15 protein-coding genes are annotated in these 20,731 nt (G+C 46.0%); 4 read left to right on the top strand and 11 right to left on the bottom strand.

Annotated features, from left to right (window positions below):
* Positions 1 to 108 precede the first annotated feature (108 nt).
* Positions 109 to 1,722 carry a response regulator gene (locus tag RH88_RS06885; RefSeq protein WP_040757870.1) on the top strand — a complete coding sequence of 538 codons (1,614 nt, stop codon included), beginning with the start codon at positions 109 to 111 and terminating at the stop codon, positions 1,720 to 1,722.
* A gap of 288 nt (positions 1,723 to 2,010) precedes the next feature.
* The gene (locus RH88_RS06880) at positions 2,011 to 2,211 is read left to right on the top strand and encodes a hypothetical protein (RefSeq protein ID WP_005594470.1); all 201 of its coding nucleotides are present in this window, start codon (positions 2,011 to 2,013) and stop codon (positions 2,209 to 2,211) included.
* 109 nt (positions 2,212 to 2,320) lie between these two features.
* Here RH88_RS06880 and RH88_RS06875 read toward each other — a convergent pair whose 3' ends face one another.
* The 11 genes from RH88_RS06875 to RH88_RS06825 form a co-directional block, all read right to left on the bottom strand.
* Positions 2,321 to 3,601, bottom strand: coding sequence for a glycosyltransferase family protein (locus RH88_RS06875; protein WP_005594468.1), 1,281 nt, complete (start codon positions 3,599 to 3,601; stop codon positions 2,321 to 2,323).
* 137 nt (positions 3,602 to 3,738) lie between these two features.
* Entirely contained in the window at positions 3,739 to 4,533 is a 795-nt protein-coding gene (locus RH88_RS06870) for a family 16 glycosylhydrolase (RefSeq protein WP_005594467.1), read from the bottom strand.
* Between the two features lie 87 nt (positions 4,534 to 4,620).
* Positions 4,621 to 5,607: a hypothetical protein gene (locus tag RH88_RS06865; protein WP_005594466.1), complete on the bottom strand. Its 987-nt coding sequence runs from the start codon at positions 5,605 to 5,607 to the stop codon at positions 4,621 to 4,623.
* Complete coding sequence (locus tag RH88_RS06860) at positions 5,604 to 6,986, bottom strand: DUF3131 domain-containing protein (protein ID WP_005594465.1); 1,383 nt, start codon at positions 6,984 to 6,986, stop codon at positions 5,604 to 5,606. The genes RH88_RS06865 and RH88_RS06860 overlap by 4 nt, the downstream gene beginning before the upstream one ends.
* 11 nt (positions 6,987 to 6,997) lie before the next feature.
* Positions 6,998 to 8,398: a DUF3131 domain-containing protein gene (locus RH88_RS06855; RefSeq protein ID WP_005594464.1), complete on the bottom strand. Its 1,401-nt coding sequence runs from the start codon at positions 8,396 to 8,398 to the stop codon at positions 6,998 to 7,000.
* A 20-nt stretch (positions 8,399 to 8,418) separates the two neighbouring features.
* Positions 8,419 to 9,738 (bottom strand): DUF3131 domain-containing protein, encoded by a 1,320-nt coding sequence (locus RH88_RS06850; protein WP_005594463.1) that lies wholly within the window; start codon positions 9,736 to 9,738, stop codon positions 8,419 to 8,421.
* Positions 9,728 to 11,587 (bottom strand): glycosyltransferase family 2 protein, encoded by a 1,860-nt coding sequence (locus RH88_RS06845; protein ID WP_005594462.1) that lies wholly within the window; start codon positions 11,585 to 11,587, stop codon positions 9,728 to 9,730. Before RH88_RS06845 ends, RH88_RS06850 begins: the two co-directional genes overlap by 11 nt.
* 49 nt (positions 11,588 to 11,636) lie before the next feature.
* Positions 11,637 to 12,116, bottom strand: a complete 480-nt coding sequence (locus tag RH88_RS06840) for an ATP-binding protein (RefSeq protein WP_005594461.1) — start codon at positions 12,114 to 12,116, stop codon at positions 11,637 to 11,639.
* Positions 12,117 to 12,136: 20 nt separating this feature from the next.
* Positions 12,137 to 13,258 carry a nucleotidyltransferase family protein gene (locus RH88_RS06835; protein WP_005594459.1) on the bottom strand — a complete coding sequence of 374 codons (1,122 nt, stop codon included), beginning with the start codon at positions 13,256 to 13,258 and terminating at the stop codon, positions 12,137 to 12,139.
* An 8-nt stretch (positions 13,259 to 13,266) separates the two neighbouring features.
* Entirely contained in the window at positions 13,267 to 13,599 is a 333-nt protein-coding gene (locus RH88_RS06830; protein ID WP_040757869.1) for an STAS domain-containing protein, read from the bottom strand.
* Entirely contained in the window at positions 13,551 to 14,804 is a 1,254-nt protein-coding gene (locus RH88_RS06825; protein ID WP_005594456.1) for a SpoIIE family protein phosphatase, read from the bottom strand. Before RH88_RS06825 ends, RH88_RS06830 begins: the two co-directional genes overlap by 49 nt.
* 195 nt (positions 14,805 to 14,999) lie before the next feature.
* Between RH88_RS06825 and RH88_RS06820 the strand changes: the two genes are divergently transcribed.
* Together RH88_RS06820 and RH88_RS06815 are read left to right on the top strand one after the other, a co-directional pair.
* Positions 15,000 to 16,022: a hypothetical protein gene (locus RH88_RS06820; protein WP_040757868.1), complete on the top strand. Its 1,023-nt coding sequence runs from the start codon at positions 15,000 to 15,002 to the stop codon at positions 16,020 to 16,022.
* Positions 16,023 to 16,160: 138 nt separating this feature from the next.
* Positions 16,161 to 20,696, top strand: a complete 4,536-nt coding sequence (locus RH88_RS06815; RefSeq protein ID WP_005594452.1) for a beta strand repeat-containing protein — start codon at positions 16,161 to 16,163, stop codon at positions 20,694 to 20,696.
* Positions 20,697 to 20,731: the final 35 nt, after the last annotated feature.

Below are 20,731 nucleotides of genomic sequence, written 5' to 3'. Positions count from 1 at the left end.
GGTAAATTAATCATTTAGATAGTTCTCAAATGGCAAATATGAAACCCGTGGACTAATATCTAATTAAGGAAAGGATACCTAATTACATACCAAGCTTGGGAGGCGCTCTTGAGAAAGGTCAATACTAGCTTTTTAAAAGATATGCGCGTGCTGATCGTCGACGATTCCAGTACTGCCTTGCTCTTGATCAAGCAACAACTCATCGCGCTTGGCGTCAATCATGAGCAAATCATCACTGTTGAACGCTATCAAAATGCCATTAAAGCAATAGAGACTCATCAATTTGATGTGCTCATTCTTGATTATCATCTCGAACAACATCTTACTGGTTACGAGTTAGCAATGTTGCTCTATCGGAACCGATTAATTAGTGACACTACCGGTGTGTTGATGATCTCCGGTGATGCACGGCAAGAGACGGTACTGACGGCCCTTTCAGGCAAAGTGCGACACTTCGTCACCAAACCACTCAGTAATACCTCTTTGGCTGAAAAGCTCAGTGTAATAAACCACGAGACCCAAAAACTGGTACAAATCAGCCAAGCAATTGTTGCCGGTGAATCCTTATCTGCCAATGACCTGTTTGAAATGATTAATCGCTCAGGCTTTAACATTAGCTTAGAAGCATATTTGCTCGAACATTGGATGAGCAAAAATAAATGGGCGCTGATTGATGCCTACATCACGATATCCTCTACCCAATGCCATGCTTCTAAGATGTGTGCAATGGCATACCTACTACATCGTGACAACAATACGCATCAAGCGATTGAAGAACTGCACTTATTTTTGACCGAAAACCCGCTTTCTATTCGGGTAATGGATACCCTTTCACAACTCTACGCAGAGTCGAATCAGCTTAGCAACGCGGCTCTGTGGGCAAATAAAGCCTTCGAACTGACGCCAAGTATTGGTGAACGCGCTTCTAAGGCCAGTCAACTGACCGCTTTGGCTAACAAGCGAAATCAATTGATCAAAGTCGGTCAAACCTACGCGAGGCACATGTCGCTAGCCGATATCAATTGGTTAAAAAGTGTTATTCAACATTTTCAATCACTAGAAAATGTTTATCAGTTAACGGAAAGCACGACCGCGAAAACCGAAGTTCTGCACCACGCGAATAAGTTCGTCCAACTGGCGAGCCGCAAACTCACACCCAAACGGGTACAACAACTGGTGGCTTTGCATTTGCTGTTCCAATGCCACGTTTTGATCGATGAGAATAACGATGCGCTTGGACATAAAAAACTCATGCAATCTATCGCCACTTTCTATGATGAGTTGTTCGAGTGCCCCCCGATTCTATTAATGGAGTTTTTACCTGCACTGGCGCTGCTTGGAGAGCATGATATTCATACCGCACTGATCAATGTTCTTAAAGCACGTGGCGCCAATACCCAACAACTGGGCCTATCGCAAAATTCATTCTCAGTGAATGCCACCCCAGCGGAGCAGTGTCAATCACAAGATCAGCGACTCATCAGCCAAGCGTTTTTGCAGCAATTTCCCCATTCGAGTCAGGCAAAAATACATTACTTACATGCTTATAGCCAAAGTGCCAATCTGGCTGATGCCACTCAAATTAGCCGCCTTATTTCAGAACTAACGACACTTGATCTGCCACCAAACTGGCACAACTGGGTGATTACTGGCAAGCAGCATGGATTTTCGCTCACTCCCCCAGCCGCTTTTTCGCTTTCAAGCTTGAATAATAGGATGTAAGAGAAGCGAGAAGCGAGAAGCGAGAAGCGAGAAGCGAGAAGCGAGAAGCGAGAAGCGAGAAGCGAGAAGCGAGAAGCGAGAAGCGAGAAGCGAGAAGCGAGAAGCGAGAAGCGAGAAGCGAGAAGCGAGAAGCGAGAAGATTATAGGTATTAATAAGGATGTATAGTCTAGATTTAAGATGTATTAAGTTGGACGCGACGACCCGCTAGATAGAGACAAAATCCGTCGCGAGAGAAATTAAACAAGGCTTAGCCTTGCTCCTAAATAGCCATTGCTAAGGAGATTGATATGGATGAAGACACAAAACGGATAATGTACCAAACCATCGATTCACTCTCTCTTGGGGAGCGACAACAGCTTATCGCCTATTTGGAAGCCAGCAGGCAGAGACATCGCGTTTGTGATATCGTCACCCAAGAAGAACTCGATATGCTTTATGCGACCTCACTCGATATAGAAGCACAAAGTAAGCGTAACAAGAATCGATAACAAATACAAAGCCTCTCATGCGCCCCTCATTGTCGAACATCAAATCGGTCGGTTTTTTAGCCAACTGATTTGATGATTGATGTTCACAAAAAACCTTTCTGACTGACCATTAGGCGCCTTGAGCATGCAGGGATTTAGCCGCAACAATCCAGTTTCTCACTGATTGAGGTGACATCACCTTCGGGTTACCGAGATCCGCATCAGTAGCGCCTGCGAGTTCAGGTGGTAAAACATCGATCAGAAGTTCGAGATCTTTATGAGAGTCGATTTCTTTGGTAAATACCTCCGCCATATCTTCACTGTATGACACTTTACGCGCTTTAGCGGCCTTAACTAAACCATTCAGCAGCACGTACCATGTTGTCATTGGTCCTTGAACAATAGACGCAGATTCAGCGGCAGAGTCGATAAAAGCAAACGGAACGGTGGTGATCGGTTGATTCATTTCCATTGCGGCAAAAATCCAATCCGTATCAAATGAAAAGTCATAGACGGTTGGCTTTTGCAGGATTTTTTCTAACACCGGTCGACTATAGAACTTAAATGCAGCCTGAGTGTCTTTGATCCCTTGATCAAAAATTTGTGCTCCAATCATACGCTGCATGTGACGCAACGTCTTGATACCGACCCCCCAACGCTCTTCCTGTTTCACTAGAATAGAATCAGAATGCTTTCGATTACCTAACACGACTTGCTTCGCTTGATTTGCATAAGGCTCTAAAATAAGACCAAGTTGCCCCAAATGCACTGAGTTGTCTGCATCGGTGTAAACCACACCATCAACCCCGGCAGAGAGCGCATATTCACAACCGAGTATTATTGCACCGCCCTTACGTGAGTCGTCAACGCAATCCAAACCATTAAGCGGGCCGGATTTACTTGGGATCGCCATTGAAAGCTGCAGCACTTTAACCTGTTCATTTACCTCTCTTGCCTGTTGATGGGCAATACGCTTGGCAATATGAGCACTATCATGGGGACAGCCATCGTCGACGGCATAGAGCTGCCATTGTACTTGTGAGCCTTGTGTTACCCACTGCAATTGATGGATCTTCATCCGCAATGAATCTTCACCATTTGGGTTGGCTCTGCTTCTCGGCTGCAGACGGTTATGCTCACCCCACATGGCGAAGACGACACCCACTTTAACAGGTTTGTTCAGCGCCAATATTTTCTGGCGTGATTCCACCAGTTTTAGCGCCAATTGAAACTCTAGAGGAGCATGATGTTGGATAGCGAGGTGTTTGAGTTGCGGCAGCTGTAAATCTTCTAAGCCGAGAAGATCATCAGCAAGATTGAGTAAGCGAAGTTGATGTGAGTTATCGGTAAGATCAAAATCTACGCTTGCTTGATGCATAAGATCAAGCGCATGCGACAATGATGTATCCATACTGTTACCCCAGACTGACGTTGTGTATTTAATTGTTGTCTTTAAAAGGTAGTATGCACAGTGTTGAATACAAGCTAATGGCGCGATTTTCCTTAACTTTGAAAATCAGCGTGATTGATATGAGCTTCTCTCATACTCTATTTACATTGGCTATCAGGCGTAAACGAAAAATTACGATATTTTGCTTTATAAGTTGTACGTTTTTCTTGATTAAATAGCCCTGCCCAGTTGGCAATTTCCGGATCGGTAGCCCAAACATTGGCCATAATTCGCAATCTTGAATGCTCAACATTTGGTAGCGGATCAAAAGGATTGTTTTTCACTTTGAGTACCGATTCACCATCAATAAACCATTCAAGGGAATTCTCTCCCCAATAGATTCCATAGCGATGAAACTCTTTCGAGGCATCAAAGTCGAGAAATACCAAGGTTTCATGCGTATTCGCATATTCATCATCATCAGTCCAAAAATTAAATTGAACCATGTTGGTGTTACTGCCCAAAAACTCAATATCTATTTCATTATGTAATCCATTACCATCTTCAGGTTTATCATAGGGTCCTGAAAATAAGAAAAAAGAGGTCACGACACCAGCGGCTTTAATCGGACGCATTTCAATTTCATAACAACCATAGCTGTAATAATCGTGGCTTCTTAATTCACCAGAATAGAAAGTTCGCTGTCCAAGTTCGTTAAGTTTTTTGTCCGGAGTTAATGCAATCGTCATCCCACGCTTACCAAACGATATCGCTTTACCTTCCCAGCGGTTTAAAAAAGGGAAACCATTTTCCCAACCATCTGCCACCCACCATTTAGTAGAATCAAAGTTTTCAAGATCATCTTGAAATGCCATCGCATTAACTTTTAGAGGAAGAAATGCCAAGGGCATCATCGCGGCACACGCAATTAGCGAATGAGTAAGATTGGACATGGGCTAGCACTGCATCTTGATTTATATTCACTTAAGCGTAATTCAAAATGTGATCTTTGCACGGTTCTCTTTATAAGAAATTGCTGTTCACTCCGTTGAAGGTGCAAAACTACGCCGTTGAGATGCCTCAACGCCTTTACTACTTTCAGAACCCAAATTGCCACGCGAAATAAGCTTCTCTTCACTCTTTGACTCTGTCTGTGAAGAGGCTTGCTGATCCCCCTTAATCGTTTTAGTCACATGATCGCGTTCAATAATGTCGCCTTCAACGACGATTGGAGTAACAATGGTGACCGGCTGTTGCTCCGTTTTCGGCTGTATATTTTGCTCGCCAGTGTCATTCGTATTATTTGCGGCTATCGGTGTAACGCGTGGGGCGGAGGTTTTGGCGGATTGGGTTTGTTTAAGACTCGTATTGACGTTCGTCTGGATAACTTTTTTACCTCTAAAAGTACCGTTCAACTGCAACGGTTTTTTGGGCGAATACTGGCGCAATTGAGATCCATTTGAACGGTTGTCACCAGATACCGAAGCTGATGGTTTAGTGGCCTGTTGAGCCAAGCCAGAAGACGGCGAACGATAAGAGAAATAATCGAGCTTCTCTTGCCAAACCTCAACGAGAGAAAAAAGCTCTAGCCAAGTATTGTCGATTGAAGCGCCCGTATCTCCGGGAGCCATGTTAACCTGTAAACGTGTTGTAGCTTGCTCAAACTCCTGATGCAACTGACTTTGTAGCTGGCTCCAACTGCCTCCAGACATTAGAAAATAACGCACGCTATTCGACCAATATTGATACGCAATGGGATTATTACTTTTTTCCGCTGCAATCGCAGCGAGTCCTTCTGCCAATCCTGCTACTTGCCACATCCCCTGCGCACCTAATTGTTTTTCTAAGGTTAACACCGCCGTACTTTGGGCATGGAAACTTTCAGCCGCCTGAGAATAACGACCTTTACCTAATAACAACGTTGGTGTCACTAAGGCGTCAATGGCCGATTTATGCAAGGTATCTTGAGCAAGAACGGAACCCAGAGGTAAATAGAACAATAGAAGAAATAACGTTATTTTTTTCATCTGAAAGTCTCAACTAAACAGTTGCCAGGGTGATCAAATCGCGAATTAAACTTCACATCCCGATACTCTTTATCTGTACTACGCTGATACAACTTACCTCGCTGCTTATACAGTAAGGCCTCTAACACCCCTGCGTTGGTTTTTAAACTTAGGCTTTTTTCATACGCACTGGTCAGCTCGAAACGGCCCTCATACCAACCTCGTTGCGGATCATAAAGTTCCTTAACTAGAGTCATTAATCGGTCTGTATAATCTGTTTTCCACAGCGCCCACATTTGAAATGCAACTCGTGTCGAGACCAATGCCAAGTGATCATGAGAAGAACCATCGTCTGCTAGCGTAATCCAAGGCGTGCCAAGGCCATAAATCGCATCGTAGACAAAATAAGGTTCTCCAGAGACAACATGCTCACCGCGTGCAGTGTAAATACGTTCGTTATCCCAACGCTTTTCTTGTACTTGATATACGGCATCAGCCATTGCCGATAGTGTTTGATTGGTATGAGTCGCATCACTCGAAGAGTCATCGCCAATATCATCCCAGTTGAACTCCAACCCCATCCACAAGTAAGGGGTGGTATAAACCGGACGTAATACATTGAAAAGACGTGGATCGCGGCCGTCAAAAATCAGATCTACACCATAAATGCTGGCCACATCATAAGGTTCAATGTTGATCGCTTTCTCCGGTACGATATGCCAGTCGATATAGCCATAAGAGGTATATTCTTCTACCCCCAAACGCCCTTCTTTATAACGGCTGATCTGACCATTATTGACCACAGCGCCATACAATTCACCATCGGCACTGATCAACTCACAAAAATTCCACCGTAGTACTGCTTTATCAATATATTCCGAAAACTCGGGGGAGTGGCGCTTCACAATCGCCAACACAATCAATATTCGGCCAATATCAAGCGACGACCAGCCAATATCTTGTGGTTGATTACCATAGTTAACCATTTGGCCAGTTTGAGTGCTGTAGACTTTATTTGGCACTTTACCCTGACTGAGCGGCATCCGATTTAAAAATGCCAGTACCAGCGATAGACGCTCGTCATATTCTTTATTGCTGATAAAAGCGAACTCTCTCGCCGCTAAAAGTGCAATCAGATAGTCGGCAACCCCCGACATATTAGTGGTCGGATAGTTATCTAAACTATTCACTAGCCCTGTGGACAATTGAGTGTTGTTATTGACGTATTTCCACGCTATCGCCGCCCAGGCAAGCTCCTCTTCCGTCAACGCACCATGGCGACCTTGGCGTACCATTTGCGAATGATTAAGCGCAGTAAACCCATCATTCACGCCTTGATAAACCACGCCGCAGGCTGACAGGATTACCATCAGTGCTAATACGACTACATTCTTTAGCATTGAGCGCCTCGCTACTGTACAGGCTCTATTTTTTTACGGGGTAAACATTGCCCTTCGTAACCAAATGGCGACTCTAGCGCTCGCTCCCACAAACTGGGGGCGACATCATCTTGATACTTAAGAAGCTTCCCCTGCTTCTTATAGAGTAAGATTTCTAAAGTGATGCCGTTATTGTTTGAGGTAAAGGTATTGATTAACCCAGTACCGTTTTCATAAATGCCTTCATAAAAGCCTTTTTCACGATCATAAGCCGTTGAGACATGTTTAAACAGTAAGTCGGTATATTCGGTGTCCCATAACACCCACATCCCCATCGCCCCTTTGATCGCGACAGCAGAAAACTGTGGCAGAAAATCGCCCACTTCCGAGATAGTGTTCCAGGCAAAACCATCGGTATAAATCGTGTCATAAACGAAATATGGCGCCCCCGCTAACTGATGCTCGGTACGCGCAGTGATAATCCCGGTCTGCTTGTAGCGCTCTTCTTGTACACGATAGATTTGCAAAGCAAATTCGGCCATCCACTGATGAGAGTATGAATTATCGTGTTCTGAGCGATCATCGATGGTATCCCAGCCCAACTCGATGCCATCCAACACATAGCTTTCAGTGACAACGTAACTATGCGCTTTGAGCTTTCTAGGATCTCGGGTGTCATACGGCACATCATATCCAAACAGATTAATGGTGGAATACGGCTCTGGGAGTAGAGCTTGTTCAACGTTAAAGCCCCACAACTGGAAACCTTTCGCCGCATATTCTTCGTAACCTAATCGGCCCTCTTGCAAATACTGCACCTCTTTACCGGGTTCGAGCAATGCACCGAACATGGTGCCATTTTCGTCGATAATGTTACAAAAGTTCCATCTCAACACCACAGAATCAATACTGGTAGCAAATTCTGGGTAACGGTGCTTAATGATGTGCAACCAAATCATTAGACGACCAAGATCGAGAGCCGAATAACCAATCTCTCCCGGTTGGTTGCCATAATCCACCTTGGCGGCAGTCTGAGTATTGTAGGCTTTATTAGGTAGCTCACCTCGAAAGAGATCGAGCTTATTCAAGGTGCCAAGAAAACGAGTTAGTCTTGAATCGAGCTCCTCTTTTTTGATGATGCCCAGCTCATAAGCACTGACCATACCAGCCAAATAAGAAGACGCATCCCACCACGTCACTGAGGGATAGTTATTTACCGCATTGACTAATCCCGTTGATTCTTGGTAATTATTCTCGAAATACTTCCAAGCAATTCTCGCCATGTCCATTTCTTGCTCAGTGAGTTCGCCAGAGCGAGGCTGAGGAACATCCCAATGGGATTTACGATCAACTATGTCATCCGAAAACTGGTTGTACTTATTACCACAACCTATCAAGGCAAGCGTCACTAGACCAATACAGATACTGCGCATAATCTCTTCCTTAATAATGATTACTTTTCGCCTATGGTGAGCAGCGGGCCATTTTCGATATAAGCTAGCGACTCCAATACAATGCCGTTGGTGTTAGCTGTAATTGCCTTATTCGTTCGTCCATCAGCCTCATAACGCCCTGAATACCAGCCTTTTTTATTGGAATAAAGCTCACCCGCTTCGGTGATCAATAGATCGGTGTAGTCCGATTCATACAAGGCGTACCAACCAAACGCGGCTTTGGTTGATAATGTTTTAAGGTGTGATTGGTCTTTGCCGTCATCGGAAATGGCATTCCATGTTTTACCATTCGAAAAGACCGTGTTGTAAACGAAATACGGTGCTTGGTCGACGTTATCTTCACTGACTGCGGTGACAATGCCAGTATCGTTGTAGCGGCGCTCTTGGGCTTGGTAAATTCGGTGTGCAAATATTCTCGAGACACTATCTGCGCCAAATTCAATACCATCGAGAATGTAAGACTCACTCACAACGTAGTTATGCGCGTGAAACTCTGCCGGATCACGTTTATCAGTTGGAATATCAATACCGTACACATCAACCATCTGCAAAAAATCTATATACTTCATTGAATTGAATACATCTCGCCCCATCAAAGCCAACGATTTCGAGGCGTACTCTTCGTAACCAATTCGCCCTTCTTGCACCAGCTCCATACGGCCATCTTTTGCTGCTGGACGAGCACCAAACAGGTAACCATCAATCAGCATATCGCTGACACTCCAATGGTTTAATACATCGTTAACCTGTTTGTTAAACTGCGGGTACTGCCAAATCACAATGTTCATCGGCACCAAAATACGACCGATATCAATCGCCGACCAACCTATACCGTTTTCTTTCGGGTTGTTTTCGTAATCCACCATCTCAAGGGTTTGGGTGTTATAAGCTTTATTCGGCAGCTTTCCGTTTACCAGCGGTAATCGCGATAAGGTAATCAAAGCTTTTTCCATGCGCATACTGAACATATCAGTTGAAATCACATTCAACTTTTCCGCCGCAATTAATCCCATTAAATAAGAAGCGGTATCCCACATCGTGGTTGACGGATAACCATCCACTGAATTCACCAGCCCGGTATTCTCTTGATAGTTATTTTCAAAATATTGCCAAGCAATACTGGCCCATTGATACTCTTGAGTCGTCAGCACTCGATTCTGCTTGAGCGGGATCTCTTCTGCAGCTTCAAAGGTGATATTGCCAAGCACTTGTCCGTCTTCTCGCGTCTCAATACTGAACGCAATCACAAGTGCTGTGGTTAGGCCTAAAATAAACACGATATGATGACGAGCATTCACTAACGCTTGTTTAAACTTCATATTTCAACTCCTCTGAATTGGTCGCCGCCTGCTGATCTTCATCTGTATTCGGTGGTGTCCAAAATGCGGCTGCCATTACGCCCCACATCGCCATCATGTTATTAATTATCCAAAACGTATTTAGCACTAAACCACCAAAGGAATAACTTCCCCACATGCCTGTTGAGTAACCTGTCCATGCGAATGCCAGTGCAAACAGACTAAGGAAAAAGACCATGCTTTGGGGTAAAACCAGTTTGAAGAAATTGCCGGTTTGGCGCTCTTTCGGCGTGGTTGGGAAGGTGATTTTCCGTCCGCGCAACACGGTCCATAACGCTCGTAAATTAACCGGAAAAAAGGAGAGAAAATTTGTCTTACCTTTGTAGCCTGCGACACCCCAAGTACCAACCATCATGGCAAGTTCAGCAGTCAAAACAAACGGAAGGAAATGCATATAGAAAGTCACGTCATAAGCACTAACAGGGGCAATCGAGGTTAGGAAGTAGACGATTGGACAGGCTAAGAAAATGATATTCCAGATCGCAGATAAGTTTGACCAAAAACTGGCGCCATACATCAGCTTTTGCTTGAAGTTAAGACCCTTACGAAAAATTGGATTGTCGTTCATAAAGATATCAATCGAACCGCCAGAGTATTTGAAGCGTTGTACCGTCCATGTTTGGAGATCTTGTGGCGACAACATTTTACTCTCAACCCGAGGATGCATTACCGAACGCCATTGACGCTCTTGATCAGAGTGCAACACGATTGAGGTATAAAGGTCTTCCGAAACGTGGAATTTATAAGGCGTAAATTCGGTATCAAACAATATTTCGTTACGCAGGTTATCGGAAATATCTTTATCGACCTCACGCTCTTTGGTCAACCGGCGAATTTGGCGCTCTACTTCATCCTGCTCATTAGTAATTTGTTCTGCATACGCTCGTAATGCCGCTTCCATAACCGCCTCACGACGGTGGATCGAGCCCGCACCACAGCAAAAGGCCGCATTTGCCCAGTTTCTACGACGCTGAATGACGTCATAAAACATTTGAGGGTCATTAACAAAAGGATCTTCACCGAGCGTGACTGGGCCATACAGTTTTTCAAACCCTGCACCAAAATAGGCAGCCCACTTACCCATTTTGCGTTGCAAGAACTTCGGCAGGCGCTCACCTTCTGGTAGGTCAAAAAACCACTGTGGTGTCTGCACCCACGCGACATTCGGGTCACGAAAGTAGCCCAACGTGTTCTCTAAAATAGTGGGGAATGGTCGCGTGTCGGCGTCGCAAATGACCACAAAATCACCGTACGTTTGCTCCATGGCATTGCGCAGATTGCCCGCTTTAAAGCCAATATTCCCCTCTCGCGTGATGTAGCCAATGCCCATGCTCTCGGCCATCGCTTTCATCTCAGGACGATTACCATCATCAAGAATATAAATGTTGATTTCGATTGGATGGGGATAGCGAACCTTTTGTGCATCCAAGATGCTTAATTTGACCAGTTCAGGTTCTTCATCGTAACTAGGAAAGAACACATCGACACTGATCGGCCTGTTTTCCTCTGTGTCTCTAACACATTCAGCTATTTTGAAAGGAGGAGCTTTAGATGGCTCATCTTTTACTTTCCACAAATTATAAGTAAATAGGACTGAGCCGATGAATGCACAAGATTCCGCGAATGCAAGTGGGAGCGAAAACCACAATGCATCGTAGTTTAATGCAAAGCTCCAGCGCCACCATAAATACCAAAGGCCAAGCGTCAAGTTACAAGTCGCTAAATATTGGTACAACAACTCACGCGGTATGCTATGAGGCACGGGTTCTGGCGGAACACGGTGTTCAAAATGTTTAAAATAGTGATCCATCCTGGCACTCCCTATCCAATTCAGTGTTAGCAAACGATGTCATGCTGGACTATACGGCGAGCGCTTGTTCCTCTAACGCTTTCACCATTAAAAAGGTATTTTTGGTTTGTTCAGAAATGAGCTCTACCTTATCCATAAGACTTGAGACGATGATAAAACCTCGTCCCGATGTCGCCCATGTGGTTTCATCTTCCGGATCGGGTTCGAGAAACTCATTAGCCAATTTTCGTTCCAGTTCCTGTTGTGGCATCAAACTGCCGAAATCGGAAATCTTCATCAACAATACAGATTGAGAATCATCGGTTTGAATTTCACACTGCAATTCAATCGGCTGTCCTTCCTGCTCTTTATAAGCATGAATAAACGCGTTATTCACCATTTCCACCACACACAACTCCAGTTGAGCGGCGAGTTCATTAGAGATTCCAACTCGGGTGCAAAAGTGTTGCAGGTCTTCAGATGCTTCGCGAGAAGCATCTAATGAGCTTGAGTAAGTACTGCCAAAATGCCTGCACTGGCGATTGGTCATCCTTTTCTCCTTTGTGAGAGTTAAATCGATTTGAATGCGTCCGATACGCGATCTTTTGGTCCAGAACGCAGATGGTTCCACTGCAAGTCTTCACATGGATTACCATCATGGCCAATACAGTAATTGCCAAAGATGGTTTGCTGTTTCACTTGCGTGCCTTGATGAACGTGAATATTGTCGAAAATCAGCGACTCTTGAACCTGACAATCAGCTTCAAGGATGCAGTTCGCCCCGACGAGCGCCGGTCCGATAATATTGGCCTCATTTGAAATTTTGCAACCACTGCCAATCACAGCCGGTGGGACTATATTGCATTTATCCAAATCAACGACGGTATTAATCCCTAACCAAACACCCGCTTTAACTTGTGTACCCGGAATGCGATAACCTGGAACTTTGCCATCGAGAATGTCGCGGGTTACGCCCCAAATGTCGCTAATATTGCCAACATCCAACCATTGGAAAGGCATATCGACCGAATAAAATGGTACATGCTGCTCAACCAAAAGAGGAAAGAGATCACTACCAATATCGAACTCTTCTCCATGGGGGATATAGTCGAATATCGCTGGTTCAAAGATATAAATCCCAGTATTGATTTGATTAGAAAGCGCTTCTTCTTTGGCTGGTTTCTCTTGGAAACTGGTGACTTGACCGCGGCTATCCGTCACGACTACACCGTATTTTTCCACTTCGTCATCGAGAACGTTTTTACTAATAATGGTCGCGATACCACCCTTCTTTTTGTGTTTTTGTACCGCTTCATTTAAGTCAAGATCGATCCATGCATCTCCGCATACCACGACAAATGTTTCATCGAAAAAGCCGGAAAACTCTTGGATCTTTTTCATTCCCCCAGCAGAACCGAGCGCTTTACTGCGATATTCTCCCTCTTTTAACTCGCCTTCGTATGAATACGAAAGTTGGACGCCAAAGTGGTGACCATCACCAAAGTAGCCTTCAATTACCTCCGCAAGATGGCTGGTATTGATCATGATTTTACTGATGTTGTGCTGGGCAAATAGCTCAATCATCGATTCCATTACCGGTTTTCCTAAAATCGGGATCATCGGTTTTGGTATCGATTGAGTAATAGGACGCACACGTGTGCCCTTCCCTGCAGCAAGAATCATCCCTTTCATAATGCCTCCTACACCGAGGTAGTCAGTGCTGCATCAACGCTGTCGTAGGTTTTTATTAATCGGTCCATACGAGTAAGCTTGAAAAGATCTCGCACTGGTTTTTGTGGGTTCGCGACACTGATCTTTTTATCACGGAGTAACTTATACACGCCCATTACCGCGCCAAGACCACTGCTATCCATAAATCGAACCGCACCAATATCAAGAACTAGGTGCGGACTCATTGTGTTCATCACGCTTTCAATTTCAGCTCGGAACTGAGGCGCCAATTTGGCGTCAAAGCGCTCTTCATTTATTTGAAGAATTGTGCAGTTTCCTTTTTCACTAATCTCATATCGCATTGATTTTCTCCTTCAATAAACCCCTTCCATTCCGCCACCAACACACTGACATCATCATCAAAGCACTCTTTGTTACGCCATTGCTGCACAGATTTCACTGCCATTTCGGTTTGTTGTTGGGTGGAATAATTATTCAATTTTTCGATTGTGTTGCGCAGACCATCTTCTGAAAACTGCTCTAGCCCGTTATCGGCTTCAGTAATGCCATCCGAGTAAAACCAAACTTTGTCACCCGGTTCAAGTTGGATGATCGAAGATTGGTAGTCCACATCCTCAAACGCACCAACGACAAAATTGTCATGACCAATCAACTCAGCCTGCCCATGCCTACCGTGATACCAGACCAAAGGGGGATGGCCGGCACAACAGTAGGACATGAGACCCGTTTGAGTATTTAATACGGCGTAAATCATGGTGAAATAGAGCACGTTTGTTTCACCACTCATGTAAATTTGATTCAGTTTTTCCACCACTTCTTCCGGTGAAGCTATTTCACTGCCACTCATCCCAGAGCGCATCACCACCGAAGAACTCCCCGTCAATACCGACAAACTTTGCTGTACTGAGAACGACATCAATGCGGAAGAAACACCATGTCCGGCAACATCAAACAGATAGAAGGCGATGTGGTGAGGATCAAGCTGCATGTAACCCAGCATATCTCCACCAATTTGGGCACTTGGGATCGAAACATAGCTTAATTCAGCGCACGGGAAGGTTTTGGTTTTCGGTAAGATTTGCTTGATTAAATCACCCGCCGAATCGAGGTCGCGCTTGATCGTCTCGTAGGCTTTATCAAGTTCATGGTTTTTCGCAAGTAAGTCGTTATGGAGATCAAGAGTACGAAAACCGGCTCGGATCCGCGCTTCAAGCTCTTCAACCGAGGTTTTTTTATCGACAAAGTCATCGGCACCAGCATCTATACCGCTGACTATCGATTGCTGATCGTTTTTGGAGGACAGCAGTACAAAGAAGATGTAACGGCCAAAGTTGTGACACTTTAAGGTTTGGCAAAGTTCGATGCCATTCATACCGGGCATCATCCAATCAGACAGGACAAATTGGATGCCATCTTGTTGATTAAGCACCTCTAAAGCGTCCTCACCACTCATCGCGGTGAAGACTTTATATCCCCGTTTCTGAAGGACCGAACTCATATAAATAAGAATGGTTCGGCTGTCATCCACCAGCAGAATTTCTTTCATTCCTAGCCTTAATATTTTCTATGTTCTGACGTTGATGCAGCTTCCTGCTGCCGTGTTCTTTGCGCTTGATGATACCTATTGTTTGGCTCTTAAATTCGCAAGCGCTATAACTTTAGGTTAGACTCGATTAGTAGCAATGCAAATAATTTCTTATGATTATCCTAAACTTATCTGCTCACTGCTTGTTCTAACAATATGGAAGACGGTATTTTGCAAACAGGAAAAGTTGCCGCACAATTATTTTTTTTACTCAGTGGGCTAGTAATAAAACCTGCTTTGGCTGACGAGTACCTATCAAATACCAGCCAAATGGCGGTGAACCCATCACAACATGTCCTGACCGTCACACCGCCAGAGGATCTCTCATCGCCAACAAAAAGCGACGTGGAGATTGAACGAGAAGAAATCTGGAATGGGGTAAGCAGTTCATTTGACTTCCCTTACGAAGAATGGCAATCACGCACTTTGCTGCAAGGGCTAAGTGGCAATATTGGCTACCACCACCCACTGGCTGAAACCGAATCCGCCAATCTCCCTGCGGGCGCAACCAACGGCCCAAGCAATAACAACACCACTGCCACACTCTCGTTGAAGTACACGATTGCTGGTGCCTGGTTTATTTCCGGTACCGCTTACTATTATTGGGACAGTGAACAACAACAAGCATGGAATCCTGACTTTACTTATGTCTTTGGTTATAGCGATTGGCGACCTTATACCTTTAGTTTGGTGTACTCCAACTATGGCGGTAACCGATTCTCTCCCGAGGAAGGCGGACGAGTGACTGAGTTCAACCAAGGAACATGGGCAATAGGCTGGAAGTTTCCAGTAACGGGAATAGTGAAAGATTGGATAAGTTTTACCGAGCAAGGTGCGATTGGTTGTCAGGTAGATTTTAACCATACCCCCGAGTATTTCGATTTGGCCTCTATTTCTTATAAAAAGAATCACCAAACTCTTAGCCTTGGCTGCAAATATTCTATTTTCGATAACTGGTACGTCAATGCGACTGCATTTTACTATTTTGACAGAGCACAACAGCAGCCTTGGAACCCCGACTATACCTACGGTTTCGGCTATTTTGACTGGCGGCCAGGCACTGTCACTTTGCAATATAACAATTATTCTGGCAATCGTTGGCACCCTTCTGAGCGAGGAGAGGATACCGGACGCTTCAAAGATGGCTCTATTACCCTTGCATATAGCTTCTCATTCTAATCACTGATTTTATTGAAAAATTAAACTTTCGTGGCAAATATTCTCTCGCCTACTAACCTAAATCTATAACCAAAAATATGAATCTGGTATCACATTTGCAATACCAAGAATTCAGGCTTAATGGCTAGGAGAAGGCTTATGGAAGGCACCAAACACGATGACCTTATTGTCGGTACATCCGCCGATGATTCTGTAAATAGCCGTTCGGGCAATGACGAAATATCAACCTTAGCGGGAGACGATTTTATTGCTGCGGGCGAAGGGAGTGATACGGTCTTCGCCGGTGATGGGGCCGATACTGTTCTTGGCGATGTTGAGTACACACCAGCGGAAGAAAGCACGCCATCCAACAACGACGACTCATGGGGAATGGCGGCCAGCGTCTATCAATATAGTGCCGGCCCCATTGAACAAGTAAGCCATGAGTTAAAACTGAATAATTTTGCTGTCAATCAGGCAGTACAAACCTCCACTAATGCCGGAGGGTTTACCGAAAACTCACCCGTTACCGTGCAAATTACCGATGAACAAGGCAACCTTATCGCAACCCAATTGGCGACCACATCGGCAGACGGAACATTGAGTGTTGATATTAATATTGCAGAAACCGACCTACCTACTGATGGTGCTGTCGTATTAACTTTCATAGATGAACAAGGCGCGCCAATCGCTACCGTTAGCGACATAGACGTGCAAGTTCGCAATATCTATAACGATACGATTGATGGTGGCGCAGGTGACGACATCCTAAAAGGCCAACAAGGCAATGACACGCTTTATGGCGGCGAAGGCAACGATTTTATCGATGGCGATATTAATGATGACCAACTGCATGGCGGTCTTGGCGATGACGTTTTAATAGGTGGGTCTGGTGATGACTCGCTCTATGGTGACGAAGGTAACGACACCCTACTCGGCTCTGATGGCGATGATGCGTTATTTGGCGGTGACGGTGATGACCTATTAATGGGGGAAATAGGTAATGACCACCTTGAAGGCGGTGCCGGTAACGACGCACTTATCGGTGATGATGGCGCTGACACCCTACTTGGCGGGGAAGGCAACGATAGCTTACTCGGTGGGAAAGGCAGTGATCATCTTGAGGGCAATAGCGGAGATGATGAAATTCATGGCGACCAAGGTGAAGATACAATTATCGGTGGTGAAGGCAACGATTTTATTCTTGGTGGCGAAGGGGCTGACACCATCACCGGTGACGCTGGAGATGACCTCCTATTAGGCGGCGATGGGGACGACACTATCTCTGGCGGTACAGGTCAAGACGTACTCGTCGGAGAGCTGGGTAATGATCATCTTGAAGGCGGAGACAACCACGACATCCTCTACGGTGATGTGGGTGACGATACTCTCATTGGTGGGTTTGGTGACGACCAACTATATGGCGGTCAAGGCAACGATACGATTGATGGTGGCGATGGTAACGATGTCATCCATGCCAATGAGGGCATGGATACTATCACCACCGGTGCAGGCGCAGACCAAGTCTATGCGGGCTCTGGGGATGACACCATAACAACTGGTGAAGGCAACGATATCGTATTTGGTGAGACCGGGAACAACACCATAGATTCTGGTACTGGTGACGATACTATCTACTCAGATTTCGGAGACGACACCATTCTGTCTGGTGATGGCGATGACACGCTTTATGCCGGCGATGGCCAAAACACACTCAATACTGGCGCTGGTGGTGATCTCCTCTACGCAGGTAGTGGTGCAGATTCCATCCTGACCGGCTCAGGCCAAGATACGGTTTTTGCCGGTGACGGTAATAACACCATTAACTCTGGTGATGATGATGACTTTGTCTATTCTGGCAGTGGTGTCGATACCGTGAGCCTCGGTAGCGGTGATGATAAAGCCTTCACTGGTGCAGGTGATGACACCATTTATGCGGGTGTCGGTAGTGACCAAGTTTTCGCCGGTTCCGGCAACGATGTATTGCAAGGTGAACTAGGCCATAACGTACTATTTGGTGAAGGCGGTGATGACCACCTTAATGCCGGCCTCAATGCCAGTGAACTCTATGGCGGCTCTGGCCAAGATACGCTTGTCGGTTCAAATGAAAACGACACACTCTCTGGCGGTGCTGGTAATGACACTATCACCTCGGGCTTAGGCGACGACACTATTTTTGCAGGCTCTGGTGAAGACCAAATCGATTCTGGTGCAGGTAATGATACCGTCTATGGTGAATCGGGTATCAACACCATCTCAACAGGCTTAGGTGACGATACAGTTTATGGCGGTATTGATTCCGATACGATCACCACAGAAGAAGGCAATGACCAAATCTATGCAGGTTCAGGCAATGATGATATTGATGCTGGTGCTGGCGATGACCACATTGATGCCGGTGATGGCGCTGACATCGTCAAAGGCGGCTCAGGCAATGATGCCCTCTTTGGCGGCGCAGGTAACGATGAACTGATTGGTGGCGAAGGATACGACTTTATTGCGGCGGGTGCAGGCGATGACATCGTTCACGACGACGGATTCGATACCGTTCTCGGTGAAGAAGGTAACGATACCCTCTATGCAGCCGAAATGGGTAGCCACCAGATTTATGGTGGGGATGGCGATGATACGCTAGTGGGAAGCGATGTCGCCGATACCCTCTATGGTGGCGAAGATGCCGACACCATTACTGGCGCGGGTGGCGACGATATTCTCTACGCGGGCGATGGTGCTGATAATGTTGATGCTGGTCTTGGCGATGATACGGTTTATGGCGAAGCTGGCCAAAACACAATTAACCTTGGTGAAGGTCAAGATACCCTCTATGGCGGATCCGGTAACGATACTGCGTCAGGAGGTCTAGGCGATGATTCGTTGTTTGGTGGTAAAGGTGATGACAATCTTAGTGGCAATGAGGGGCAAGACCTGATTGATGCAGGTGAAGGTAACGATACGCTATCTGGCGGCGACGCTAACGACCTGTTGTTTGGTGGTGCTGGTAACGATACCTTGCACGGTGATGCTGGCATAGACGAACTCTATTCTGGCTCTGGGAATGATCACTTATTCGGTGGTACAGGTAACGATAAACTGGTTGGCGAAAGTGGTACAAATACGCTCTCAGGTGAGGAAGGCGACGATACGCTACTTGGTGGAAGCGGAGCCGACACCCTACTGGGTGGGGTTGGTAATGACATTATCGAAGATGAATCTGATCATAACACCGTTCACGGTGGTGATGGACAAGATAGCATTACATTAAGCGGTGCAAATAACCTAATTTCCGGCGGCATCGGTGACGATTACATCGAAGTCACTGGTACGGGCTCAAACCAAATAGATGGTGGCGATGGCACTGACACCATCACAGCGTCCGGTGACAACAACACCATTGCTGGTGGACTTGGTAATGACCACATTCAACTGTCCGGTTCCGGCCTTAATCACATAGACGGTGGTGACGGAAACGACACCATTAGCGCCCAAGGCGGCGCCAATCAAATTGATGGTGGCCAAGGTAACGATACTGTCACCGTCACGGGTGGCACCAACACCTTAACCGGGGGTGAAGGTGATGACAAACTGACAACCGGTTCTGGCGCAGATGAACTGCACGGCGACGCTGGCCAAGACACGCTGAATGCGGGCAGTGGTGCCGACCAACTGTTTGGTGGCGCTGATAACGACAAACTCTACGGTGGCTCTGGTGACGACATCCTACAAGGGGATGACGGCGATGACTCAATGTGGGGGCAAAACGATCATGATACGCTCACTGGTGGACTGGGTAATGACTACGTCTCCGGAGGATCGGGCAATGACACCCTATATGGTAACGAAGGAAACGATACCCTACGCGGCGATTCAGGCAGCGATATATTATGGGGCGGTACTGGTAGCGACAACCTCTCTGGTGGTGGTTCAGCCGACCTTCTCTTCGGCGAAGAAGGCAATGACACATTATCAGGGAATGGAGGAAACGACATGCTTTATGGTGAACAAGGCGACGATAAGCTTTCTGGCGGCAGCGGCGAGGACTATGTTTCGGGTGGCGAAGGTAACGATACCATTAACGGCAATGATAACGCTGATACACTTGACGGTGGCGAGGGTAATGACACCTTAGCGGGAGATGCAGGTGACGATATGCTCTATGGCCAAACGGGTAATGACCGCCTCGATGGTGGTGATGGTATCGACCAACTGTTCGGCGGTGCGGGCAACGACCAATTGGTGTTTGACTCGAATGAAATTGAAAGTGGCGAAGCCAATATGGTTCACTTTAGCGGAGGCGCTGATTTTGATGTCCTGCTCGTCGGGGATGATAACCAAAACCAGATGATCGATATGAGCCATAACACCTTCCAAGAGCTAGAGGGGATCAGTATCAACTCCAGCGATACCGAACTCTCACTGGCACTAGATAAAATCGCTGCCAACCACACCGCAGGAGAAACCTCAGGGCAATTTGTTTGTACTGGAGCCAGTAGCATTGACCTGTCTGGCTGGGGTTGGACACTCACTGAGAGCCACGTCGAGATGAGTGATTCGATCGCCAATATTTATCAAGCCAGCGATATTGATACCGGCTCACTTTACGGCTATCGATTTGAAAATGACTCAGGGCAAGAAGTGGTTATCTGGAGTGATCTCGATAGCAACGACATTAACTTCCCAGATTCGACCGAAGTGTAGCCCCAAAATTCAAGTTCACACCACTGCTTGGCCCA

This window comes from Vibrio scophthalmi LMG 19158 (genome assembly GCF_000222585.1).
In the GTDB taxonomy this organism is placed as follows: domain Bacteria; phylum Pseudomonadota; class Gammaproteobacteria; order Enterobacterales; family Vibrionaceae; genus Vibrio; species Vibrio scophthalmi.
This window is presented reverse-complemented; position numbering and strand designations above follow the sequence as displayed.